Origin of the sequence: Acinetobacter sp. YH12086 (genome assembly GCF_013419345.1) — a bacterium.
Classification (GTDB): Bacteria; Pseudomonadota; Gammaproteobacteria; order Pseudomonadales; family Moraxellaceae; genus Acinetobacter; species Acinetobacter amyesii.
This window is the reverse complement of the sequence record NZ_VPAF01000013.1, coordinates 45,927-69,674: the sequence shown is the minus strand read 5'-3', so window position 1 is coordinate 69,674 and position 23,748 is coordinate 45,927. Positions and strand designations below refer to the sequence as shown.

Annotated in this window: 22 protein-coding genes and 1 pseudogene; 15 read left to right on the top strand and 8 right to left on the bottom strand. The window is 40.3% G+C overall.

The genetic code is table 11. The features are described 5' to 3' along the window. Positions 1 to 79: 79 nt before the first annotated feature. The 11 genes from FTU29_RS13275 (at position 80) to alr (ending at position 10,464) form a co-directional block, all read left to right on the top strand. Entirely contained in the window at positions 80 to 862 is a 783-nt protein-coding gene (locus FTU29_RS13275) for an RDD family protein (protein ID WP_180122322.1), read from the top strand. A 301-nt stretch (positions 863 to 1,163) separates the two neighbouring features. Continuing rightward, a complete protein-coding gene (gene cyoA, locus FTU29_RS13270) occupies positions 1,164 to 2,231 on the top strand; it encodes a ubiquinol oxidase subunit II (RefSeq protein ID WP_078193967.1) in 1,068 nt (355 codons plus the stop codon). A gap of 3 nt (positions 2,232 to 2,234) precedes the next feature. After that, positions 2,235 to 4,223, top strand: a complete 1,989-nt coding sequence (gene cyoB / locus FTU29_RS13265; RefSeq protein WP_078193968.1) for a cytochrome o ubiquinol oxidase subunit I — start codon at positions 2,235 to 2,237, stop codon at positions 4,221 to 4,223. 4 nt (positions 4,224 to 4,227) lie between these two features. Then, on the top strand, positions 4,228 to 4,848 hold the full coding sequence (cyoC, locus tag FTU29_RS13260) for a cytochrome o ubiquinol oxidase subunit III (RefSeq protein WP_078188581.1): 621 nt from the start codon (positions 4,228 to 4,230) through the stop codon (positions 4,846 to 4,848). Continuing rightward, entirely contained in the window at positions 4,848 to 5,174 is a 327-nt protein-coding gene (locus FTU29_RS13255; protein WP_078188582.1) for a cytochrome o ubiquinol oxidase subunit IV, read from the top strand. The genes cyoC and FTU29_RS13255 overlap by 1 nt, the downstream gene beginning before the upstream one ends. Positions 5,175 to 5,184: 10 nt before the next feature. Continuing rightward, positions 5,185 to 6,063: a heme o synthase gene (gene cyoE, locus FTU29_RS13250; protein WP_180093565.1), complete on the top strand. Its 879-nt coding sequence runs from the start codon at positions 5,185 to 5,187 to the stop codon at positions 6,061 to 6,063. Between the two features lie 518 nt (positions 6,064 to 6,581). After that, a complete protein-coding gene (rpsF, locus tag FTU29_RS13245) occupies positions 6,582 to 6,968 on the top strand; it encodes a 30S ribosomal protein S6 (protein ID WP_004696436.1) in 387 nt (128 codons plus the stop codon). Between the two features lie 12 nt (positions 6,969 to 6,980). Further along, positions 6,981 to 7,208, top strand: coding sequence for a 30S ribosomal protein S18 (rpsR, locus tag FTU29_RS13240; RefSeq protein WP_004278792.1), 228 nt, complete (start codon positions 6,981 to 6,983; stop codon positions 7,206 to 7,208). A 9-nt stretch (positions 7,209 to 7,217) separates the two neighbouring features. Next, positions 7,218 to 7,664: a 50S ribosomal protein L9 gene (gene rplI, locus FTU29_RS13235; RefSeq protein WP_078188585.1), complete on the top strand. Its 447-nt coding sequence runs from the start codon at positions 7,218 to 7,220 to the stop codon at positions 7,662 to 7,664. 238 nt (positions 7,665 to 7,902) lie between these two features. Continuing rightward, positions 7,903 to 9,342 carry a replicative DNA helicase gene (gene dnaB / locus FTU29_RS13230; RefSeq protein WP_180122320.1) on the top strand — a complete coding sequence of 480 codons (1,440 nt, stop codon included), beginning with the start codon at positions 7,903 to 7,905 and terminating at the stop codon, positions 9,340 to 9,342. Positions 9,343 to 9,390: 48 nt separating this feature from the next. After that, positions 9,391 to 10,464, top strand: coding sequence for an alanine racemase (gene alr, locus FTU29_RS13225; protein WP_180122318.1), 1,074 nt, complete (start codon positions 9,391 to 9,393; stop codon positions 10,462 to 10,464). A 107-nt stretch (positions 10,465 to 10,571) separates the two neighbouring features. Here alr and FTU29_RS13220 read toward each other — a convergent pair whose 3' ends face one another. The 4 genes and pseudogenes from FTU29_RS13220 to FTU29_RS13205 all read right to left on the bottom strand — a co-directional run. Beyond that, a complete protein-coding gene (locus FTU29_RS13220; RefSeq protein ID WP_180023501.1) occupies positions 10,572 to 11,306 on the bottom strand; it encodes a proteasome-type protease in 735 nt (244 codons plus the stop codon). Positions 11,307 to 11,323: 17 nt separating this feature from the next. Then, positions 11,324 to 12,103 (bottom strand): transglutaminase family protein, encoded by a 780-nt coding sequence (locus FTU29_RS13215; protein WP_180122316.1) that lies wholly within the window; start codon positions 12,101 to 12,103, stop codon positions 11,324 to 11,326. Next, positions 12,100 to 12,702 carry a hypothetical protein gene (locus FTU29_RS13210; protein ID WP_078193974.1) on the bottom strand — a complete coding sequence of 201 codons (603 nt, stop codon included), beginning with the start codon at positions 12,700 to 12,702 and terminating at the stop codon, positions 12,100 to 12,102. Before FTU29_RS13210 ends, FTU29_RS13215 begins: the two co-directional genes overlap by 4 nt. Positions 12,703 to 12,724: 22 nt before the next feature. Continuing rightward, positions 12,725 to 14,158: pseudogene (locus tag FTU29_RS13205) on the bottom strand (circularly permuted type 2 ATP-grasp protein); the annotation flags it as partial. A gap of 377 nt (positions 14,159 to 14,535) precedes the next feature. Here FTU29_RS13205 and FTU29_RS13200 point away from each other — a divergent pair. Both FTU29_RS13200 and FTU29_RS13195 read left to right on the top strand, forming a co-directional pair. After that, positions 14,536 to 15,534: a YafY family protein gene (locus FTU29_RS13200; RefSeq protein ID WP_180122312.1), complete on the top strand. Its 999-nt coding sequence runs from the start codon at positions 14,536 to 14,538 to the stop codon at positions 15,532 to 15,534. A 577-nt stretch (positions 15,535 to 16,111) separates the two neighbouring features. Then, on the top strand, positions 16,112 to 17,782 hold the full coding sequence (locus FTU29_RS13195) for an FMN-binding glutamate synthase family protein (RefSeq protein ID WP_180076992.1): 1,671 nt from the start codon (positions 16,112 to 16,114) through the stop codon (positions 17,780 to 17,782). A gap of 453 nt (positions 17,783 to 18,235) precedes the next feature. Here FTU29_RS13195 and FTU29_RS13190 read toward each other — a convergent pair whose 3' ends face one another. From FTU29_RS13190 to FTU29_RS13175, 4 genes are read right to left on the bottom strand one after another with little or no spacing between them, the layout of a single operon-like run. Further along, entirely contained in the window at positions 18,236 to 19,279 is a 1,044-nt protein-coding gene (locus FTU29_RS13190; protein WP_111884274.1) for an alpha/beta hydrolase, read from the bottom strand. Continuing rightward, entirely contained in the window at positions 19,279 to 20,418 is a 1,140-nt protein-coding gene (locus FTU29_RS13185) for a YdcF family protein (protein WP_180122310.1), read from the bottom strand. Before FTU29_RS13185 ends, FTU29_RS13190 begins: the two co-directional genes overlap by 1 nt. A 21-nt stretch (positions 20,419 to 20,439) precedes the next feature. Beyond that, on the bottom strand, positions 20,440 to 21,477 hold the full coding sequence (gene murB, locus FTU29_RS13180; protein ID WP_180122308.1) for a UDP-N-acetylmuramate dehydrogenase: 1,038 nt from the start codon (positions 21,475 to 21,477) through the stop codon (positions 20,440 to 20,442). 9 nt (positions 21,478 to 21,486) lie between these two features. Next, complete coding sequence (locus tag FTU29_RS13175; RefSeq protein WP_111884272.1) at positions 21,487 to 22,002, bottom strand: low molecular weight protein-tyrosine-phosphatase; 516 nt, start codon at positions 22,000 to 22,002, stop codon at positions 21,487 to 21,489. Positions 22,003 to 22,120: 118 nt separating this feature from the next. Between FTU29_RS13175 and FTU29_RS13170 the strand changes: the two genes are divergently transcribed. Next, on the top strand, positions 22,121 to 23,281 hold the full coding sequence (locus FTU29_RS13170) for an iron-containing alcohol dehydrogenase (protein WP_180122306.1): 1,161 nt from the start codon (positions 22,121 to 22,123) through the stop codon (positions 23,279 to 23,281). A gap of 35 nt (positions 23,282 to 23,316) precedes the next feature. After that, positions 23,317 to 23,748 carry a thioesterase family protein gene (locus tag FTU29_RS13165; RefSeq protein WP_180035283.1) on the top strand — a complete coding sequence of 144 codons (432 nt, stop codon included), beginning with the start codon at positions 23,317 to 23,319 and terminating at the stop codon, positions 23,746 to 23,748.

The window sequence follows — 23,748 nt, the reverse complement described above, 5'->3', positions numbered from 1 at the left end:
ACTGTGTTAAAAAAAGACCCACATGTGGGTCTTTTTTTTTATTTATACTTTTACAGACGTTTTTTGAGATTTTAGTTTTATGCAGATTTACTTGGCACGAAATAACCAACAAGCTGGTCCCTATACCTTAGAACAACTTAACCAAATGCTCGCGAGCCAACAAGTGTTACTCACGGACTTGGTTTGGCACCAAGGTATGACCGAATGGAAAGCTTTGGGTGAACTCACTCAAGGTCAGTTGGTTTATATGCCTGCAGGTTATATAGCACCGACAGCATTCGAATCAAATCAAACTACAACTACGCCATCAAATACCTACACACAACCTCAGGCTGTACAATTGCAAACTAGCCTAGCAAGTATTCCTAAACGTGTTTTGGCTAAGATCGTTGATTTACTGCTTTGGATACCGGCAACTTTTATCTTAACGGCATTTTTTAATCCAAGTGAAAAGACACAATTTGCCAATCTAAATGAACAGTTTATGCAAGCTGTGATGACCTCAAATGCTGACCCTAATGTTTTACAAGCACTACAAACACAAATGGTTGAGATGTTTCCCAACCAAGCTTGGATTGCAATGTTTGCTTACCTCTTCATTATGCTTTTCATTCAAGCGTATTTGATTGCTAAATCTGGTCAAAGTATTGGTAAAAAAATCACCAAAATTAAAATCGTAGATGCCGAAACCAGCCAACCTGTAAACCTCATGCGTGGCTTCACTTTACGTAGTGTTTTATTTATTTTTCTGAACTTTTTATCGATGCCTTTAAGCGCAATCATTGATTCCGTTTTTATTTTCGGCAAAAAGCGTCAAACTTTGCATGACAAGTTAGCAAAAACCAAGGTAATAAACCAATAACTTTCACTTTTATTGAGGGATGAATTTCTCATCCCTTTTTTGTGCATTACATTGAAATTAAAATAAAATTCAGATAAAAAAAACACAATCCCGACCAACAAAATAGGGTTTTAATACAGTCATTTAAAGCATCTTTATGTATAGCTTAGTTTGCCGATATCAGGCATAATGCCCTACAACGTAGCGGTGTCACATCATTGTGAACTTTTTTTCATATCTGAAAAATCACAATCATGCGACACTTTATTCGCTATCCCAATTTTAAAAATTAGGGAATGGGACTCTTCACCGAGGTTGTAAAATGAGACAAACAATTTTAGCTGTATTGTCTTTATCTGCGATCGCTGCACTCTTAACTGGGTGTGGTGGTGATATGGTACTTCTAAACTCAAAAGGTCCAGTTGCTGAAGGTCAGTCAAACCTCATGCTTACTGCGATCTACCTAATGTTGTTGGTAGTTATTCCATCAGCACTTATGGCTCTTTGGTTTGGTTGGAAATATCGCGCGTCAAATAAAGATGCAGACTATGCACCTACTTGGGCACACTCGACTGCAATTGAAGTTGTAGTTTGGGGTATTCCCGTAATTATTATCGCTATTTTAGCTTGGTTAACTTGGTGGGGTTCCCACAAGTATGACCCTTACCGTCCACTCGAGTCAGATAAAGCTCCTTTAACTGTTCAAGTTATTGCTGAACAATTTAAATGGATCTTCATCTACCCTGAACAAGGCATCGCGACTGTAAACGAGATCCGCTTCCCTGAGAAAACTCCTGTAAGCCTTCGTTTAACATCTAACTTCACAATGAACTCATTTTTCATTCCGGCGTTAGGTGGTCAGATTTATGCTATGGCAGGTATGCAAACTCACTTGAACTTATTAGCTGATGAAACTAGTCCTGCTGAAGGCTTCCGTGGTTTCTCTTCTAACTATTCAGGTTATGGCTTCTCACAAATGCGCTTCCGTGCACATGCTGTGACTGATGCTCAGTTTGCTGAATGGGTTTCTGCTGTTAAAGCTGGTAATGGTTCTTCAGTTAATCCTGAAGCGGTTCAAAAAACTGTTTTAGACCAAGCTGAATTTGCAACCTTACGTGACGGCAACCGTTCTAAACACCAGATCGAAGTTTTAGTTGCCAAAGCAACTACTCCTGAAGAGAAGGCTCTAGCTGAAGCAATGAAGCCTTACCCTACTAAGCCACACCCAGTGACTTACTATTCTTCAGTTGAACCTAAATTGTTCGAATCAGTGATTAACAAATACATGAGCAACTACCACGGTGCTGATCATACAGCTACTGTTGGACACGAAGCTGCTGCTTCTGAAGCTCATGCAGGCGTTGAACATGCGACTGTTGCAGGGGAATAAGACATGAGCTTATTAGGTAAGTTAGGACCAGATGCAATTCCACACGACCCAATCGTGTTGGTTACTGTTGCAATGATGATCCTTGGCGGTATCGCAATTGTTGCTGGTATCACCTACTTTAAAAAATGGGGCTACTTGTGGAACGAATGGTTCACATCTGTAGACCATAAAAAAATTGGTATCATGTATATCCTCGTGTCAATTGTCATGCTTGTGCGTGGTTTTGCCGATGCGATTATGATGCGTCTTCAACTGTTCCTTGCAAAAGGTGGCGGTGAAGGTTACTTACACCCAGAACACTATGACCAGATCTTTACTGCCCATGGCGTAATCATGATCTTCTTCGTAGCAATGGGTCTAGTTGTTGGTTTAATGAACGTTGCTGTACCACTTCAAATTGGTGCACGTGACGTAGCATTCCCATTATTAAACTCTCTTAGCTTCTGGTTATTCGCCGGCGCTGCGGGCTTGATGATGGCTTCTCTTGCAATTGGTGAATTCGCTGCAACAGGTTGGATGGCTTACCCTCCACTTTCTGGCATCGAATACTCTCCAGGTGTAGGTGTAGACTACTATATCTGGGCACTTCAGGTTTCTGGTCTAGGTACGCTTCTTACTGGTGTTAACTTCTTCGTTACCATCATCAAAATGCGTGCGCCTGGCATGAAACTTATGGACATGCCTATTTTCACTTGGACTGCATTAGTTACTGTAGTGCTTATCGTTGCAACATTCCCAGTTTTGACTGCGACTATTGCAATGCTTTCACTTGACCGTTACTTCGGCTTCCATTTCTTTACAAATGACATGGGTGGTAGCCCAATGTTGTATGTAAACTTGATTTGGACTTGGGGTCACCCGGAAGTTTACATCTTGGTATTACCAGCTTTTGGTATTTACTCAGAAGTTACTGCTGTGTTCTCACGCAAAGCGTTGTTCGGCTACAAATCTATGGTGTACGCAACTGTAGCAATTGGTGTTCTTTCACTAGTTGTATGGGTTCACCACTTCTTTACAATGGGTGCTGGTGCCAACGTTAACGCGTTCTTCGGTATCATGACCATGATCATTGCGATCCCTACTGGTGTGAAAATCTTCTCTTGGTTATTCACTATGTACAAGGGTCGCATCACCTATACAACTCCAATGCTTTGGACACTTGGCTTCCTTGTGACTTTCGGTATTGGTGGTTTAACAGGCGTATTAATGGCAGTTCCACCAGCGGACTTCTTAGTACACAACTCTTTATTCCTTATCGCTCACTTCCATAACGTAATTATTGGTGGTGTAGTGTTCGCGATGTTCGCGGGTATCATTTTCTACTGGCCAAAAATGTTTGGTTGGAAACTGAATGAAACTTGGGGTAAAGCAGCGTTCTGGTTCTGGTTCTTCGGTTTCTACTTTGCATTCATGCCACTTTATATCCTTGGTTTCATGGGTATGACTCGTCGTTTGAATACATATGACAACCCTGAATGGGATCCGTACTTAGCGATCGCTTTATTTGGTTCTGTATTGGTTGCTATCGGTATCTTCTGTTTTGTTATGCAAATCGTTGTTGGTTTCCTTCAACGCAAAGACAACATGGACGTTACTGGCGATATCTGGGATGGTCGTACTCTTGAGTGGGCTACTTCATCTCCTTCACCATTCTATAACTTTGCTTATCTTCCAAAGATCAATGGTATTGATACTTTCTGGACTGACAAAGAAAATGGTGTTGCTTACGCTAAGCCAACTACATACGAAGACATCCATATGCCTACAAACCGTGCGGCAGGTTTCGTAATTGCAATGTTTATTACAGTTATGGGCTTCGCATTAATCTGGCATATCTGGTGGTTAGTCGTTGTAACTTTCATTGCTTCAATTATCAGCTTCATCGTTTCTTCTTTCACAAAGAAAGTGGACTACTATGTTCCAGCTGCAGAAGTTGAACGTATTGAAAATGAACGCTACGCGCTTCTTGAAAAACATTTGAAGAAGGACTAAGACAATGGCTGAAGTACTTCATCACGACAACCACGGACATGACGAACATCATCATCACGATGATACTGACATCACTGTCTTTGGTTTCTGGACTTACTTGATGAGTGACTTGGTTCTTTTCGGGACACTCTTCATCGCGTTCGCTGTATTAAGTAGCCACGTTCCAGTGGGTACGCCAAGTGCACAAGAGCTGTTTGGTGAATCTTTAGGTTTCGTTTTAACTGAAACTTTCGCCCTTCTTATCTCTTCTGTAACTTTTGGTTTTGCTGTTCTTGCAGCATACAAGAAAAATGTTGGTCAAGTTTTAACTTGGTTAGCAGTTACTTGGGTATTTGGTGCAGCCTTCATTGGCATGGAACTTTATGAGTTCAATCATTTAGTTCATGCTGGTCATGGCCCAAGCACAAGTGCGTTCTTATCTGCGTTCTTTACTTTAGTTGGTACGCACGGTATTCACGTAACTTCTGGTTTGGTATGGATGCTTGTGTTGATGTTCCAAATCAAGAAATATGGTTTGACACTTCCAAACACTCGTCGTCTTGCTTGCCTAAGCTTGTTCTGGCACTTCCTTGACATCGTTTGGATCTGTGTATTCAGCGTTGTTTACTTGATGGGAGTTATCTAATGAGTCACGATCATAACTCTGCTGGTGCAGCTCACGGTAACGTTAAACAATATACAATCGGTTTTATCCTTTCTGTTCTACTTACCGTAATTCCATTCGGTATGGTAATGGCAGGTGGTTTTAGCCGCGGTCTATTGGTTGCCGTAATCGCGATTACTGCGGTTGCTCAGGTTCTTATTCAGTTAGTTTACTTCCTGCATATGAACTCTTCTTCAGAGCAACGCTGGAACGTGATTGCATTTGTTTATACAATCCTCACAATTGCTATCCTTTTAGTAGGTTCTGTGTGGATTATGAACTACCTTCACTTCAACATGATGATCTAAACTGGTCGTCATGCTGAAAAAGTATTTATTCCTGACTAAACCAGGAATTCTCTTTGGTAACTTTGTTACCGCTTTGGGTGGCTACTTTGTAGCTGCCCAAGGTTCTGTAGATTTCCTTCTGTTGCTTCTTACCCTCTTAGGCACCCTCTTTGTGGTCGCTTCTGGATGTGTTGTCAATAACGTTATTGACCAAGACATCGACTCAAAAATGCAACGCACACAAAATCGTGCGATGGTTAAAAAATCAATCTCGATTCCTGTTGCTTTAGTTTTTGCTTTAGTTTTAGGTGTAATTGGTTTTAGCATTTTATGGTTCTGGGTAAATGCTTACGCTTTTCTTTTTGCTGTTATTGGTTTTGTCGTATACGTTGGTTTTTACAGCTTATGGACAAAACGAACAACAATTCATCAAACCATTATCGGCAGTCTTTCTGGCGCAGCGCCACCTGTAATCGGGTATACGGCTGTTGCAAACCAGTTTGATTTAGGTGCATTACTGATTTTTATTGGTTATGCATTTTGGCAAATGCCTCATTCTTGGGGAATTGCAGTTTACCGATTTGATGACTATAAAAATGCAGGTATTCCAATTTTACCTGTAGCACGTTCAATTCATCGAACCAAGGTTGAATCTTTGGTTTACGTGATTTTGTTCTGCATCACCATGAACGGTTTATTCTTTTTTGGTTATGCGAATTGGATTTATATGATTGTCCTAAATGCCTTAAGTCTGTATTGGATTTATTTAACCATTCAAGGATTCAAAGCTGAAGATGATCAAATTTGGGCAAAACAATATTTCATGTTTTCAGTCAAATTGATCACAGTGATTAGTTTAATTTTTAGTTTTACTTCCACTGCTCCTCTAAAGCCAATTGTATTTTTTTAAAAAAGATAGAGTTTTACTCTATCTTTTTTATTTCTACACATCTTCAATGCAAAGCAAAAATTTAAATCGAAATACTACTATACACACTAAAACTGTTTTAACGCTGATTCTCCCAATATCTACCCATGTACAATAGATTTCAGACAAGTACAAAAATATTTCATATTCGTATTAGCATTCAAAGCGATATCTACAATCAAATATGACAAAAGATCTTTAATTTAAATCAAATTTATATCATTACAACGTCTATATGATCGTAACTCATCAAATACAAGATAAGCTCCCCGCAATTGAAAACATATCTCCTATTTTACAATCTGCATCCGATTCTAGCTGTGTATTAAAGATAGTCATTAAACCACAAAATAATTAAGCCTTTTTAGGTGTATGCCTTGTATTTCAAACCTAAACGCTCTAAAATTCACGCTTCGCAAACTTTGCGACACAACTTTGGTTGTGACTCCTTGCTTCAATCAATTAATGATTGGGGCTGCCTAAACCGTAAGGAGCTGACAATGCGTCACTACGAAATCGTACTATTGGTACATCCAGACCAAAGCGATCAAGTTGTGGGTATGGTAGAACGTTACCTAACTCACATCAAAGAAGCTGAAGGTCAAATCCACCGTCTTGAAGACTGGGGTCGTCGTCAATTGGCTTACCCGATCAACAAGATCCACAAAGCTCACTACATTCTTATGAATGTTGAGTGTGGTCAAACTACTCTTGATGAGCTAGAAGAATTGTTCCGTTATAACGATGCAATCATTCGTAGCCTTATCATCCGTCGTGAAAACGCTATCACTGAAGAGTCACTATTGGCTAAGAGTGCTGAAGAAAAACGTGCGCGTAAAGCTCAACGTGAAGAAGCACAACAAGCTCAAGACTCTGCTGAAGCATAAGGAGAACATAACATGGCACGTTTTTACCGTCGTCGCAAGTTCTGCCGCTTTACAGCTGAGAACGTTACGTACATCGACTACAAAGATATCGACACTTTAAAACAGTACATCACTGAAAACGGCAAGATTGTTCCTAGCCGTATTACAGGTACTAAAGCTCGTTACCAACGTCAATTAGCGCTTGCTATCAAACAAGCTCGCTACTTGTCTTTGATCCCTTACACTGACAATCATAAGTGAGGTTGAGCTGTGGATATTATCTTATTACAACGCATTAAAAACCTTGGTAAATTAGGCGATAAAGTTTCAGTTAAAGCTGGTTACGGCCGTAACTTCCTTATCCCTCAAGGTAAAGCAGTTGCTGCTACTGAAGCTAACACTGCTGCATTTGAAGCTCGTCGTGCTGAACTTGAGAAACAAGAAGCTGAAGTATTAGCTGCTGCTCAAGCACGTGCTGACCAATTGAACGAAGTTAACATCGTGATCACTGCTAAAGCTGGTGACGAAGGTAAACTATTCGGTTCTATCGGTACTCGTGACATCGCTGACGCGTTAACTAATGCTGGTCTTGTTGTAGACCGCGCAGAAGTTCGTTTACCAAATGGTGCGCTTCGCAACACTGGTGAATTCAACATCGCAATCCAATTGCATCATGATGTTGTTGCAGAAGTTCTAGTTACTATCGTAGCTGAGTAATTTCTTGCAAAGAAAAGAGCATGCTTACGCATGCTCTTTTTTTATCTGTAAAAAATAGTGCTCCAACTTTTTTATATTTTTAACTCTTCATTCAATTCAATGTATGACGAATTAATCGGAAATACTTGTTCGCATTTCTGTAGAAAACGCCTATCATTTCAGTTCAATGAAGAGTTGAAAAAACTGTCATTAGCACCCATTTCCATCACATTAAATGGTTTCAGCATCAGGGATTTTTATGTCACAGGCGAATGCCATCAAGCCAAACTCTACGCCAACAGCAAAAACCACAGAACAAAGTTCGTTGAAAGAGTTTCGTACCCCACCCCATAACCTTGCGATTGAACAAGCCGTGCTTGCTGCACTGATGACCGTTGCAGAATCTTTTGAGCAAGTGGGTGATGTACTGACTGAAGCTGATTTTTATGCGACCCGTCATAAATATATTTTCCGTGCCATCGACCAGCTATCAAAAGATAACTCTCCTTATGATGCGGTCTTGGTCAATGACTGGCTGATTAAACAAAACTTGCTCGATGCTGCTGGTGGCGAAGAATATCTGATGCAACTTATGTCAGATTCACCTTCAAGTTTCTATAACCTTGAAACGTATGCTGCAAAAATTAAAGAATTTTCCACTTTACGCAGCATGATTAAAGTCAGCTCAGAAATTTTACAAAATGCCTATGACACCAAAGGTCGTACGGTCAGTGAAATTTTAGATCTCGCAGAAACCAATATTTTCTCGATTGCCGAGCAACACAACAACAACGCCAAAGCACAAGGCCCTAAAGCTATTAACTCTGTCGTTGCTAGTGTTTTTGATAAGTTGAATGAACTTTCACAAACTGAAGGCAGTATCACGGGTTTAACCACTGGATTTGTTGAACTAGATAATAAAACCTCAGGTATGCAAGCAGGCGATTTGATTATTGTGGCGGCCCGTCCATCGATGGGTAAAACCACTTTTGCCATGAACTTGGTTGAAAGTGTACTGTTTAATAATAACCTGCCCGCTCTAGTTTACTCTATGGAGATGCCCGCGGATTCGATTGCGATGCGTTTGATTTCATCATTCGGTCGTGTACACCAAGGACATTTACGTGCAGGTAAAATGGATGCTGATGAATGGTCAAAAGTGACCAGTACTATTGTGCATCTACAAGAAAAGAATTTGTATATCGATGACTCATCTGCACTACCGCCAACGGAAGTACGTGCCCGTGCTCGACGAATTGCAAAAATGCATGGCGGTAAACTCGGGTGTATCATGGTCGATTACTTACAGCTTATGAAAGTACCCGGTATGGGTGATAACCGTGTTGGCGAGATTTCGGAAATTTCCCGAAGCTTAAAGGCACTGGCTAAAGAAATGCATTGCCCTGTTATTGCACTGTCACAGTTGAACCGATCACTGGAAAATCGTCCCAATAAACGCCCAGTGATGTCTGACTTACGTGAATCGGGTGCGATCGAGCAGGATGCCGATTTGATCATGTTTATTTACCGCGACGAGGTTTATAACAAAGAGTCTAAAGAAGCAGGTACTGCAGAAATTATTATTGGTAAACAGCGTAACGGTCCAATTGGTACTGTGCGTCTTGCCTTCGAAGGTCAATACACCAAATTTAGTAACCTCTCCCCTGAGTTTTATGCTCAGTATGATGATGAAGAGTAAAGACTCTTTATCATCCATTAATTCATCGACCCTGTAGGAGTATTTAGGGTGCGCCAAGCTACAGTTTATATTGATCAACAAGCACTTCAATATAATTTAAACCGTGTCAAACAACTTGCCCCAACCGCTAAAATTGTAAGCATGGTGAAAGCCAATGCTTATGGACATGGAGTTAAAGACTGCTTAGCAGCCTTAAAAGACAGTGATGCCTTCGGTGTTGCCTGCCTAGAAGAAGCATTAGAAATTCGCGAACTGGGTTATGAACAACCAATTACACTCATTGAAGGGATTTTTTCAGATGATGAAATGCAAATTATCATCGATAAAAAAATTGAATGTGTGGTGCATCATCAGCAACAACTAGATTGGTTACGTGAGCATAAAGATGCCTATATCGCTCAAGGTCTGAAAGTTTGGGTTAAACTCAACAGCGGTATGAACCGTTTAGGCTTTAAAGTACCTGAAATTATTGATGTCATCAATGCATTAAAGGCGGAAGGTTTTACTTGCGTACTGGCGATGCACTTTGCCAATGCTGACGCAGAAAATCATCCACTAAATGACCAACAACGTGAACAATTTTTACACGTAAAAGAAGCTTGTGCGCCAATCATGGGTTCGTGCTGTAACTCGGCTGCAATTTTCAAATGGCCAGAACTGAATTTTGATTTTGTTCGCCCAGGCATCATGCTATATGGCGCGACACCTTTCGCAAACCGTTCTGTAGAAGCCTTAGATCTTAAACCAGTGATGACCTTTACCGCTGAAGTGATTGCTTTAAATACCATTCAAGCTGGTGAATCTGTGGGTTATGGATCGACTTTCGTTGCAGAACAAGAAATGGATCTTGCGATTGTGTCGATTGGTTATGGTGACGGCTATCCACGTGCCTTCCCTAAACAAAACTATGTATCTATTCAAGGACAGAAAACACGTGTGATTGGTCGTGTTGCCATGGATATGATTGCGATTGATATCACTGGTATGAATGCACCAATAGGCACTGAAGTTGAGCTTTGGGGTAAAGACCGTTTAGTTGATGACGTTGCAGAAGCGAACGGAACCATTGGCTATGAATTATTATGCCGTATGAGCGCGCGCCCTGTACGTAAATTAGCTTAATTAGCCAAATCAAAAAGCCCAGATCAAATCTGGGCTTTTTTTATCTCGCTTTTTTATCTCGCTTTTTTTATTCGCTTTTTAAATTGATCTATTCGTTGATCAAATCGTTATTGAAAATAGTCAGCTGTTGGTTTTGCCAATTCTATTAAGCCCTGACGCAATGCTTCTGACCAGCCTTTACTGATCATGGTGAAGTATGGGTCTTCTTCATAAATGCGCTTACCATTTGGTATTTCTAAACTGTCCTTTTTATAAACCAAAGCATCTAAAGGCATACCTACAGACACATTCGAACGTATCGTTGAATCAAAAGAAATCAAGCTACAGCGCATTGCTTCATCGAGTGGCATATCGTAACGCAAAGTTCGGTCAAGTATCGGCTTACCATATTTACTTTCTCCAATTTGAAAATATGGGGTATCCGGTGTCGCACAAATAAAATTACCTTGCGGATAGATATTATATAGCTGCATATCAGCGCTACCAATTTGACCACCTACTAATAAACTACAGTAATAATTACTTTGTTCTAAAATATCTGAGGTGACATCAGAGATAACTTTTTTTAAGGTATGCCCGACCAATTCAGCCACTTCGAACATCGTATTTACACTATATAAATTCGGCTCTTGTTTGACCTCTAGCTGATTTTGTAAATGCCCGATGACCGCTTGTGTAGTAGCTAAATTCCCAGAGGTTTGGATGGTAATAAATCGCTCACCCGCAATACCAAAGGTATAAAGTTTACGAAAAACTGAAATATGGTCAACTCCTGCATTTGTACGTGTATCACTGACAAACACCATGCCATCTTTTAATCGTAATGCACAACAATAGGTCATTTTTATCCCTCAAATGATTAACAACTCAACACTTGTACAATTGAGCTCATTGACTCAGTACCACCTTTATCACGAACGCCTCGAACTGGAGCTACATCCCAGTAATCCCGCCCAATCGCGACATAAATATGTGATTGTGGTGTAAATAGCTGATTACTGACATCAAAACAATACCATTTATTTTCGATATAGACTTCTACCCAAGCATGACTGGCAAGGTGGCTACTATTCGGTACAAATAAATACCCAGAAATATATCGTGCAGGAATACCCAAATAGCGACACATTGCGATCATGACATGAGTATGATCCTGACATACCCCTTGTTTATAATGAAAAGCATCTATTGCAGAAGTACGTACAGATGTCTGATTCGAAACATAGGGAATATGAGTCAAGATCGCTTCAGCCAAACGAATCAGATTAGCACGATTGATACGAGGGACATAACAGTCGGCAAAACTTTTCATGTAAATATCGCACTGTGTACTCGGTGTTGGCTGTAAAAATAATTTTGGGTTTAAATCATCTGCATTTGAATCATTTGAACTCAAATTCATTTCTACGATGCCCTGCGCCATAATGGTCATTTGCAGATAAGGTTCGCGCTGCGTTGTGGTCAACCACACATTACCAAAAGTATCCAATTGCATATCACGTTGCCCCGGCACACTCACATCCCAATTTTGCACCTGTTGATGCGCATTAGTGGATGGGGTCATTTTGATATATTGAATGCTTCTGCTAACCACATCAGTGTAAACATAATGGGTCTGATGGTTGATCATGAGCCTCATACAGCCACCTCAAACATATTTTGGATATGATCACTGAAATGGTAAAAATTTTGGCTATTCGGTTGTTGCTTTAGTGCCTGCCATGCCTCTTGCACGCTTTCCCAGCCAAACTGAACCAAAGCGATTACGATATGTTCAATCTTCGCTAGGGTGTATTGAATCTCCTGCTGCATGCGTAACTGGCGATCAAGCTGCTCTATGGCTTGTCCTAAACTAAAAAATAAAAATACATCTTCAGATTCGGACTCTAAAACATCTTGGCAATCTGTTACCACGTCACAGATATAACCCGGGTTATCACTCGCATTACGAATTAAACGGCTGAGTTCTGCATAACTTTTTGCTGAAAGTACACCCCTTAAGTCCTGTATATTACTTTGCGCATATTTAAATTGGCTGTAAAATGACGCCGGTTGCTCTGCATTTAAAACCAATTCATTCATTGAGTCGACATCGAAGGCTGGTAAACAAAAAGCATGTGCATAGTTCAATGCCATATCGACATCTTGAAATGGAAAAATACTGCATAAATATTGAGTGCGTGCTAGATAACGTCCCAACCAAAAAATATGTTCTGCATTACTGTTTAATAAAATCATGTTTTGCTCCTTCACTGAAGTGCTATGAGCGTAAATCGTCTACAACCCATGTATCTTTAATCCCGCCGCCTTGCGAAGAATTCACCACCAATGAACCTGCTTGCATTGCAACACGAGTTAAGCCACCCGGTACAATTTCAGTTCGATATGGAGAACTCAGTACAAATGGACGCACATCGATATGGCGTTCCGAAACACCGGCCTCACTTAGGGTTGGGCTGACAGATAAATTTAAAGTCGGCTGTGCAATATATAAATGTGGTGCTGCGGCCACTTTATCTTTAAAGCTATTTAATTCTTGTAAAGAGGCTTGTGGACCGATCAGCATGCCGTATCCACCTGAACCCTGTGCTTCTTTGACCACCAATTTTTCGATATTCGACAGCACATAGTCCAAGTCGTTCTGCTCACGACATTGATAGGTCGGCACATTTTTCAGAATCGCTCGTTCGCCTAAATAGAAATGAATCATTTTATCCACATATGGATAAATCGATTTATCATCTGCTACGCCTGTTCCTGGTGCATTTGCAATGACCACATTATGCTGCATATACGCTGACATGAGCCCTGCTATGCCCAAAGTACTGTCAGGTTTGAAACATAATGGATCGAGGAAAGCATCATCCACACGACGATAAATTACATCAACTTGTTGTCGACCTTTGATGGTTTTCACATAAACCTTATCGTTTTCTACATAAAGGTCACGTGATGTCACTAAGGGTACATCCATCTCCCTTGCCAAAAAGGCATGTTCATAATACGCACTGTTAAAACGCCCTGGGGTTAAAACCACGATAAACGGGTTACCGACGTAGGCATTTTCTGCAAGAATTTCACGTAAAAGCTGCGGATATTGCTCAATCCCCATGATGTTGCTTTGCTGGCAAAGTTCAGGCATCAGTTTTTGACTGATCTTACGGCTTTCCAGCATATACGACACACCAGACGGTGTTCTAAGATTGTCCTCAAGGACGTAAAATTCGCCTGATTGATCACGTATGATATCAATGCCACTGATTTGGCTATAAATTTTACCTTTTAGCCCATGCATATACATTTGTGGCAAATAGGCTTCATGGGTTAAGACTTGCAGTTCAGGAATAATTCCTGCTTTTAAAATATCTTGTTGATGATAAACATCATGTAAAAACAGATTGAGAGCTTTCACGCGCTGTGCGCAGCCCAGTGATAAATTATTCCATTCCATTCGTGTAATCACACGAGGAATAAGATCATAAGGAATAGTGCGTTCAATGCCTTCATCTTCGCCATACACTGTAAAGGTAATACCCTCATAGAGAAAATGTTGTTTTGCTACCTGATTTAGTTGTTTTAATTCATCAAGTGTATGCTGTGATAACCACTGCTCTATCCGTTGGCATGATTCTTTAGCTACCGTTTTACTGTCGCGCATTTCATTAAAAAAATCCGAATTAAATTGATTAAACAGCGCATGTCCTCGAGCAAGAGGTAAATTTTTTAATGTAGAGACAGAAGTATTGACCAACTTTGCCTCATAACCCTCAATTCCATTTGAAGTTGTATTACGATTTTCTTTCAGCATAGCAACTCCATGTTTTTGTCATGTTTTATGAACTAGATAAAGCAATATATATGCCATCAATAAATATGTTGCTTCTCTTTGATTATTTATGCATCATTTTTGCAAAGCGGTACAGCATCTAACTGCTCAAGTTGTGTCAAATTGCGTTATTAAAATCATCTTAGTTTTTTTTCAGATGAAGACTTGCTTAACGCAGGAAGATTTCTTATTGTGTCCCACAGCATCATTTTTATTTATTTAAGTTCAAGTTCAAGCACTAGATTATGTCTTCACAAGAAAAAGAAACGTCAAACAGCCTCTATCGTCAGTGGCAAATTCTTTCACGACTGTCCACAGGTAAGTGGATGGGTACGCGTGAATTACAAGAAATACTGAACCGTGAAGGCATTGATATCAGCCTACGCACCATTCAACGTGACTTAAACCAAATTTCTCTACGTTTCCCAATTGAGAGCAGTAAAACAACGCCGCAAGGCTGGCGTTGGCGTTCCGATGCACCAATTCAAAGCTTGCCTCATATGACTAGCTCACAAGCGGTCACCTTTATGATGGTTGAGGAGCACTTAAAACATTTGCTTCCACCGAGCTTAATTGAAGAAATGAATCCTTGGTTTGACCTCGCACGTCGGAGCCTGTCGTCACAAAATAATGTCCGTCAGTGGATTAACCGCGTGCGAATCGTGCCAGCAACTCAGCCATTGATTCCTCCTGTGGTTGAAAAAGCAGCACAGCAATCGATTTATGAAGGCTTACTACAAGACAAACAACTCGAATGTCTTTATCAAGGTCGTGGACAACAAAGTGAAGAAAAGACCTATATTTTAAATCCACTGGCTTTGGTCCAAAAAGGTGCTATTATCTATTTGGTTTGCACACGTCATGACAAAACAGACATCCAAACCTTTGCTTTACATCGTTTTAAATCTGCTACGGTCTTAAATTCACGTGCATTACACCCTGTCGATTTTGATATCGATGCCTATATTGACTCTGGAGCGCTTGGCTTCCGTGTAGACTTTAATAAACCTACAGAAATGATTCAGCTCAAATTAACCATGTCTGAAGCAGAGGCTGTTTATTTTGAAGAAAGTCAGCTAAGTAAAGATCAAGTGATTCAAAAAACCGAAGATGGATCGGTTGAAGTTAGTGCAACAGTACCTTTTACCTCTCAGTTAACATGGTGGCTGCGTAGTTTTGGTAAAAAGATTCAGAAAATTGAACCTGAAGAAGTCGCTATGGTTGTACAACAACGCAATGACTAAACCGATCTCAGACTTTCTGCTACCTGAAATATTAAATTTGAGGTAGCAACTTTTATTTCATAATCAATATTTAGCACTTAATTTTTTGCTTAGATTTTCCATTAAAATACCAACACATAAAAAAGTCCCAACGCTGGGACTGGATAATTTCTTAGAATATTTTTTGTAATTTTAGTCGTTTAGGTCAAAGGAACTACAGCATAAGTATCTGCTGAATACCTTATGCCATAGCGCTAATTTCTCATGGCTATAATCAATTACTGACATAGGCAGGCTAGGTCGGCATTATTATAACGAATAGATTTCATAGTCATATTCAGCACCTCGTGTTTAGAAAGTAAAATCACTTTAACCTCCATTTTGCTCACTGTGAAATAACAAGAACCGCACTACTTTTCACAAATTTTCTTAAAGAACATTCCTGCTTTTCTTATCTGATTTGGCTTTAAATGGAAAATTCATCCAACTTCAATGCTGTTTTTATAAATGCTACACTGAATCAACAAATTAAAGCTTGAGCATTGTGCATAAACTCGGCAAATTATGAGCAAATGAGCAGAATAAGATTTTTCAAAATATGGCCAGTCCAGCGCAAACTATTCGCCACAAGCTACTGAATACTTTTTTTTCTCGGCATTCCATTTGGTTTGCTTGTATTTTTATCTTCCTACTCATTTCGAGTTTTCATTTAGGTTATTCCCCCCGCTATATTCAATATTTTATTCCACAAACCTTATTGAATAGTATCTGGGTCATTACTGGGCTTTTAAGCTTATTGGGTTTGTATGACGTCATACAAAACAAACATTCGATTTTAAAAAATTACCCTATCATGGGGCACTTTCGTTTTCTATTTGAAGAATTTCGACCTGAAATTCGCCAATATTTTATTGAATCTGATCAAGATGCACTGCCCTTTTCTCGTATGCAGCGTAGCTTGGTCTATCAACGTGCAAAAAATCAAAATGCAGATAAACCATTTGGTTCAATTGTTGATGTTTACCAAAATGATTACCGCTTTATTAATCACTCTTTGTCACCTTGTATTCCTGCCATTCCTGAAACTTTCCGTATTAATATCGGCAATGAGCAATGTAAGCAGCCGTATAGCGCATCGATATTAAACATTTCTGCGATGAGCTTTGGTAGCTTAAGTGCCAATGCCATTCGTGCCTTAAACTTAGGTGCTAAAATGGGCAAGTTCTACCATGACACCGGTGAAGGCAGTATTAGTCCGTATCATTTGGAAAATGGTGGCGATATTGTTTGGGAACTCGGTAGTGGTTATTTCGGTTGTCGTACGATTGATGGTCAATTCGACCCTGTACGTTTTGCTGAACAAGCCAAGCACCCTCAAGTCAAAATGATTGAGATCAAATTATCTCAAGGTGCAAAACCAGGCCATGGTGGCATTTTACCTAAAGACAAAATTTCCGAAGAGATTGCTCAAATCCGTGGTGTCAGCCGTGAACATGACTGTATCTCTCCATCTAGCCATCCTGCCTTTAGCACCCCTATTGAAATGATGCAATTTATTCAGCAATTGCGCGAACTGTCAGAAGGCAAACCTGTGGGTTTTAAACTGTGTATCGGGCAACCATGGCAATTTATGAGTATCGTAAAAGCCATGTTACATACAGGGATTACACCTGATTTTATCGTAGTGGATGGTTCTGAAGGTGGGACTGGCGCTGCGCCGATTGAATTGATCGATAATATGGGTACGCCACTGCGTGAAGGCCTACTCTTTGTTAATAACACCCTGATCGGTGCAGGCTTACGTTCAAAAATTAAAGTCGGTGCCAGTGGTAAAATTATTAGTGCTTTTGATATTGCCAGTACCATGGCAATTGGCGCAGATTGGGTCAACTCAGCTCGTGGCTTTATGTTTGCAGTTGGGTGTATTCAAGCTCAAAGCTGTCATACCAACCAATGTCCAGTTGGCGTTGCGACACAAGACAAAGACCGTCAAAAAGCCATCCATGTTCCGACCAAAGCAGAGCGTGTTTTTAATTTCCATAAAAACACCATGCATGGTTTATCTGAACTTATTGCCTCTGCGGGTTTACAACACCCGTCGGATATCCGTGCACACCATCTAGCGCAGCGGATTAATAACCGTGAAATTAAAAACTATGCACAGCTACATTTTTGGTTAAAAGATGGGGAGTTACTCAGCTGTGAAAATAAAGATGAGGAAAACTTCTATTTCCGTATGTGGAATATGGCTCATCTAGAAAAGTTCTGATTTCTCCACCCAAAAAAAAGAGGCGACTACGCCTCTTTTTTTTCGTCTAGATCCATCACACTGATTAAGGTAAGCTGTGCTCAATCGTCAATTAGTAACTGATGTTACGCAGTAACACCAGAAGCGCAATTTGATTCAAATAAAAGTACGATACGCGGCAACGTCATCCGCAAGTGTTTGAGGCAGGACGACATCTAATCAAAAAAGTTTTTGCGATAGTTTAAATAAGTAGATACTATTGAACGAGTTTTGTCGGTGAGGTGCATTGCACCGCAAGATGGTTTCCTTGCGAAGCTTTGCTTCTCATTTTGCCTAATGAGAAACAATGTTTCGTAAGAGTACCTCCAGCCGAAGGCTCATCCTTTTATTTAATCTCTAGATGTAAGACTCCGTCGAATAAAATTAAAAAATCATTTTAAAAATGCGTAATTACTTTTACGTGCGTAACATCAGTTAGTAATAAGACTTACTGTTGGATTGAGCATGCAAGAATGCCGGGATCAAACCTGTTAATGCAGCACGAATATCGGCACGTTCATTAATCAGCTGATGCGAACCTTCTTCAAGCATGAGAAGCGTCTGTAAACGAAATTTACGACGTATAAACTCAATGTTATAACGCCAATCTACAGTTTGATCCTGTGCGCCTTGCGCTAACCACACTGGAATACGGCACGCTGGGCGTTCTTCCATCTCCTGCATCCATTTTGACATGGCCAAAATCCAATCCATCCCCATCATTCGAGGTTGTAGTGGATCTTTTAAGCGGACAAAACGTAAAAACTCAGGGTTATGATTATTCCGTCTAAAATGACGTGGCACTTCACGTTTAATACGACGAATAATGCCTAATCCAACCGAGTTATGCCACCATGCCGTTTTTGCAGGGCGAATCAGCGGAGATAATAATAAAACCCGTTCGACATAAGGGTTTTTGCGATGTTCAGCAAAATCTAACAGATGATGCAGCCAAATCGCTCCACCCGTGCTCTGCCCAATCCCTAACCATGGGGTTGGTAGTTGAGCCGCATGTTTCACATAACGATATACTGCTTCCAAAACTTGTTGGTAATGATCAAAGTTTTGAATACTGGCTGGCGATCCATTACTTAGACCATGCCCCGGTAAATCATAGGTTAAAACACTAAAACCTTGATCTAAGAGTTCACGAATAATCGGCTGATATATTCCACTATGCTCTAAATAACCATGCAATAAAAATACAGTGCCTTTAATGACATCCGTTTCAGTTTTCAGTTTCGGTTGAAATACTTGTACATGTAATTTGAACAAAGGCATTTCTACATATCCTTGCCAATGTTCACAGTTCAAGGCATCTAAACCATAAAGTCGTCGATATGACTGTATTTCAACACTAGGCTCAAACGGTCGATTTAAATTCAGCGGTTCTAATACTTGTGGGGTTAATTCTCGACTTGGAACTGGAAGATCTAATTGTTTAAGAATCGAAGGATTAAGAAATGGGATATCTGACATTATGGGACCTCCCGACAGTCACTTGAGCCAAACCAAACATCACGTAAGGTGGCTAATAATTCATAATTGGCACGACGACTATGGTCATAATTTTTTTCACTTGGTCGCCATGTGGTTAGTGTCGTTGGCATAGGTGCAACAACAGGAATGGTTTCGATACCATTTAATGCAAATAAACGACGTGTTCGAGGCATATGATATTGGTCAGTGATTAAAATAACCGTCGGTGCCCCACCTTTTTTCTGTAAAAGCAACGAACTAAAACGCGAATTTTCGCAAGTATTCATACTGCGGTCTTCAAGCAATTTCGCATCGACATCATATTGCTTTAACCATGCTTGCATATACGGTGCTTCAACACCACTCAGTACAATCGGTAACTTATTGGCACGTTCGACATCGAGTGTTTTTTCCAGTCGAAGTCGTGTGTAGTCATTCACTACGATATCTTTATCATTTTTATCTAAGGTTAAACCACCACCTAACACCACGATCGCATACGGCTCTGCGGTTAGCTGCTTCAGGGTTTTATCTTTCATTTTGGCCAGATCAAGATATGTTTCATCATCGATCGGTTCCGCTTCTGAAGCCGCTTGCTCAATTTCATGGGTTTTTAAGAACTCGGTATATTGAGTCATCAGTCCTTTATTTTCCGCACTATTGAGCTCAAGCAGCTCTTTCATTTTTTGAGCAGGATTTTCCGCCAATGCTTCAGAAGAAGCCGCCTCGGACGCAGAAAGATTCAGCAGAGGTACTTTCGGTATGTCCTTTTGACTATCATTCTTTTCTTTTTCATGTTCTTCTTCAATGAGCTGCTGTAACGCCTTATAACGTGCTTGTATAAGGGTTAAATCTTGAGGCTCATCAGACTGTATGGCTTGCTCCATGAGTTTTAAATACGCTTGGCGCGCTATCCATAAGTCAGAACCCGGCTCATAGTTATCATCATCACTCAAGGCGCCGAGTTTTTGACTTTGCGCTGCGAGCTGATTGACTTCTACAGGAACGAAATAATTTAAACTTTTAACGATCAATTTAGAATAAAACGGCGTATAGATAAAAATCATTAGACAGCCCAAAAGTACAAATAGCACTGCAGCAATTTGTACTAAGCGAACCATCCAATGTGTTTTATGCATAAATCTAAAACCTATGTGTTTTTATTGATCTGCGTGAGATCGAATCAAGCCATTTGTATCAAATAATACAGGCTCAGGATGTAGTTCAATATTAAATTTTTCAAAAACATCATGTTGTACAGCTTTGTATGTTGTACGTACATCTTGCAGCGTAGCGTCCTGATAATTGACCAACACCAAAGCTTGCTTATGGAACATACCCACTGAACCCACAGATTTCCCTTTCCAACCCGCTTGATCAATCAACCAGCCCGCTGCCAGTTTTACCGCATTATTCGGTTGTGGATAATGGGGTAAATTTGGAAATTGCAGCGCAATTTGGTCAAAGGCTTGCTGGCTAATCACAGGATTTTTAAAGAAACTTCCGACATTTGGAAATTCTTTTGGATCTGGAAGTTTGGTTTGACGGATATGAATGACTTGTTGTTGTAGGTTTTCTGCACTTAAGTCTTCACCTACTGCCTGCTTTAAATCACCATAATTTAATTTTAAATCGGCATGTTTTAAAAGTTTAAACGTGACATGCGTAATAATAAAACGCTCTGGCTCATCTTTAAAAATACTATGACGATATGAAAAATGGCAATCGGCAGCGCTAATACTACTTTGCTGTTCTGTTACTCGGTCATAGACCTGCACAGATTCAATAAATTCACCCGCCTCAACACCATAAGCTCCAATATTTTGCACAGGTGAAGCACCGACTAAACCAGGTATCAGTGCCAAATTTTGTAAGCCATAAAACTGGTGTGCCGTCGTCCAAAGCACAAAGTCATGCCACACTTGCCCTGCGCCCACTTTTAAAGTTTGGGTTGCGGCATCGTCTTGTACATATTCAATACCTTGAATATCCATATGCATCACTAAAGCATGTATGTGCTCAGGCAACAGCATATTACTGCCTCCTGAAAGTACCAATACATTTAATTGCTCAGCTTTGGCAAAGTCGAGCGCTGCTTTAATTTCTTCTACCGATTGAACACGTACATAATGAGATGCTACAGCATCGAGGCTTAATGTATTAAATGGCTTAAGCTGAACCTGAGTTTGAATTTGCATTCTTAAACCTTAATTTTTTTGCTGTGCTTGTAACTGAGTTTTTAAATAATTGACCCACGCCTGACTGCTAGATTCGCATTGATCTAATACATGTTCAAACCCTGCATCACCACCATAGTACGGATCTGGTACTTCTTGTTGCGGATATTGGTGATCATGTTGACTCATCAAAGACACTTGGGCACGTAGTTGACCGAATTGTTGCTGCGCCTTTTGCATGAGGTTTTGAATATTGTCTAAATTTTCGTAGTCCATGGCCAAAATCAAATCAAATTCAATAAAATCATGAACCGTTAACTGACGTGCGCGTAATGCAGATAAGTTATAGCCTCGTAATTTTGCATGCTGTTGGCTACGAAGATCAGGCGCTTTGCCCGGATGATAATTGCTCGTACCCGCAGAGTCGACGTGAATATTGAGTTGCGCTTCATCACAAAAATGTCTGAGAACCACTTCAGCCGTAGGTGAACGGCAAATATTTCCTAAACAAACACACAACACCTTATATGGCGTGCTGGATGACATAACAACCTCAAGACTACTTTTATTTCAAGCGTCTTATGTTAAGTTATTTATAGGATGAATCCTATATCAACACTCAAGAATAATGTTTATTTGGATATAAAAAATTAGGGATAAGCCAATGAGTCAATTTCAGTTTCAAACCGTCAGCAATATTATTTCAGGCTTAGGCTCTATTTCCCAATTGAGAGAGGTCCTAGGCGACTTTCAAGCCAAGCGTGTTATGCTTGTGACCGACCCCGGTATGTTGCAACAACAATTACATTTACCCATTTTAGATATTTTAGAAAGTATCCATCAAGACTATGTGATTTATTCCAGTATTCAAGCTGACCCTGCAGAACATATAGTTTTAGATGCAGTTCAATTTGCCAAAAATGAAAAAGTAGATTTGATTATTGGTTTTGGCGGTGGCAGTTCAATGGATGTGGCTAAAATTATTGCGATCTTGGCTCATCCTAAGCAAACACAGCAGATCCGTGATTTATATGGTGTTGCTAATGCAAAACGACCACGCTTACCGCTCATTTTGATTCCGACAACGGCAGGGACCGGCTCTGAAGTCACACCAATCTCTATCGTCACTACAGGTGAAACCACCAAAACAGGTATTGTCTCCCCTGTACTGTACGCCGACGTCTGTATCCTCGATGCGAACTTTACATTAAATCTTCCCGCACACATTACCGCAGCAACCGGTATCGATGCAATGGTGCATGCCATTGAAGCCTATACGTCAAAAATTAAAAAAAATCCGTATGCGGATATGCTCGCCAAACAAGCTTTGCGTTTATTAAATAAAAACTTAGCACTGGTTTTACAAGATGGACATAACCTCGAAGCGCGTCAGCACATGCTAGTCGGTTCAATGCTTGCAGGTCAGGCCTTTGCTAATGCGCCTGTTGCAGCGGTACATGCACTCGCCTATCCACTCGGTGGACACTTTCATCTCTCGCATGGTCATACCAATGCACTGGTTCTCGCTGAAGTGTTAAAGTTTAATGCACCTCAGGCCAAGCAGCATTATGCAGAACTCATGAGTTGGCTAGATCCATACAGTACAGGCTGTACCGATGGTTTATGTGATTTATTTATTGATCATATGCAAAATCATTTAGATCAGAGCGGTTTGGTGCTTAAACTCAGTCAACTCAATGTGCCTGAAAATATGCTTGATCGTTTAGCAGAAGATGCGCTATTACAAACGCGACTATTACAAAATAATCCGCGAGAACTGCAGTTTGAAGACGCTCGCCAGATTTACCAATCGATCTATGCCTAAAGTTCACTCATTTTGAAATAAAGAAAATACCAACGATGAAACCTGAAACTAAACGCCGCCAAAACTATCGATTTTTATTTCCAATCCAAACACGTTGGGCAGACAACGATATGTATGGTCATGTCAATAATGTCACCTATTACAGCTATTTTGATACTGCTGCAAATGCACTCTTGATTCAACATGCCGGTTTTGATTTGCGAAATACCCCGATCATTGGTTTAGTGGTCGATTCAGCCTGCAGCTTTTTACAAGAGCTGTCCTATCCAGAAATCATTGAAGTTGGAGTTGCGATTGAAAAAATTGGTAATTCTTCACTGCGCTATGACTTAGCCATTTTTAAACAAGGACAAAATGAGGCTGCAGCTCAAGGACATTTCGTGCATGTATTTGTTGACCGCCAAACACGAAAAAGCACCTCGATACCCGAAGATATGCGAGATGCTTTAACTCAATTTTTACTTTAA

Bases quoted from the DNA above. Each gene is read 5' to 3' on its own strand.
- dnaB (WP_180122320.1), top strand. From the start codon at position 7,903: ATGTCACAGGCGAATGCCATCAAGCCAAACTCTACGCCAACAGCAAAA.
- FTU29_RS13195 (WP_180076992.1), top strand. From the start codon at position 16,112: ATGGCCAGTCCAGCGCAAACTATTCGCCACAAGCTACTGAATACTTTT.
- FTU29_RS13170 (WP_180122306.1), top strand. From the start codon at position 22,121: ATGAGTCAATTTCAGTTTCAAACCGTCAGCAATATTATTTCAGGCTTA.
- cyoC (WP_078188581.1), top strand. From the start codon at position 4,228: ATGGCTGAAGTACTTCATCACGACAACCACGGACATGACGAACATCAT.
- cyoB (WP_078193968.1), top strand. From the start codon at position 2,235: ATGAGCTTATTAGGTAAGTTAGGACCAGATGCAATTCCACACGACCCA.
- FTU29_RS13210 (WP_078193974.1), bottom strand. From the start codon at position 12,702: ATGATTTTATTAAACAGTAATGCAGAACATATTTTTTGGTTGGGACGT.
- FTU29_RS13255 (WP_078188582.1), top strand. From the start codon at position 4,848: ATGAGTCACGATCATAACTCTGCTGGTGCAGCTCACGGTAACGTTAAA.
- FTU29_RS13275 (WP_180122322.1), top strand. From the start codon at position 80: ATGCAGATTTACTTGGCACGAAATAACCAACAAGCTGGTCCCTATACC.
- FTU29_RS13190 (WP_111884274.1), bottom strand. From the start codon at position 19,279: ATGTCAGATATCCCATTTCTTAATCCTTCGATTCTTAAACAATTAGAT.
- FTU29_RS13175 (WP_111884272.1), bottom strand. From the start codon at position 22,002: ATGTCATCCAGCACGCCATATAAGGTGTTGTGTGTTTGTTTAGGAAAT.
- FTU29_RS13185 (WP_180122310.1), bottom strand. From the start codon at position 20,418: ATGCATAAAACACATTGGATGGTTCGCTTAGTACAAATTGCTGCAGTG.
- cyoA (WP_078193967.1), top strand. From the start codon at position 1,164: ATGAGACAAACAATTTTAGCTGTATTGTCTTTATCTGCGATCGCTGCA.
- cyoE (WP_180093565.1), top strand. From the start codon at position 5,185: ATGCTGAAAAAGTATTTATTCCTGACTAAACCAGGAATTCTCTTTGGT.
- rpsR (WP_004278792.1), top strand. From the start codon at position 6,981: ATGGCACGTTTTTACCGTCGTCGCAAGTTCTGCCGCTTTACAGCTGAG.
- FTU29_RS13200 (WP_180122312.1), top strand. From the start codon at position 14,536: ATGTCTTCACAAGAAAAAGAAACGTCAAACAGCCTCTATCGTCAGTGG.
- rpsF (WP_004696436.1), top strand. From the start codon at position 6,582: ATGCGTCACTACGAAATCGTACTATTGGTACATCCAGACCAAAGCGAT.
- FTU29_RS13220 (WP_180023501.1), bottom strand. From the start codon at position 11,306: ATGACCTATTGTTGTGCATTACGATTAAAAGATGGCATGGTGTTTGTC.
- FTU29_RS13215 (WP_180122316.1), bottom strand. From the start codon at position 12,103: ATGAGGCTCATGATCAACCATCAGACCCATTATGTTTACACTGATGTG.
- FTU29_RS13165 (WP_180035283.1), top strand. From the start codon at position 23,317: ATGAAACCTGAAACTAAACGCCGCCAAAACTATCGATTTTTATTTCCA.
- murB (WP_180122308.1), bottom strand. From the start codon at position 21,477: ATGCAAATTCAAACTCAGGTTCAGCTTAAGCCATTTAATACATTAAGC.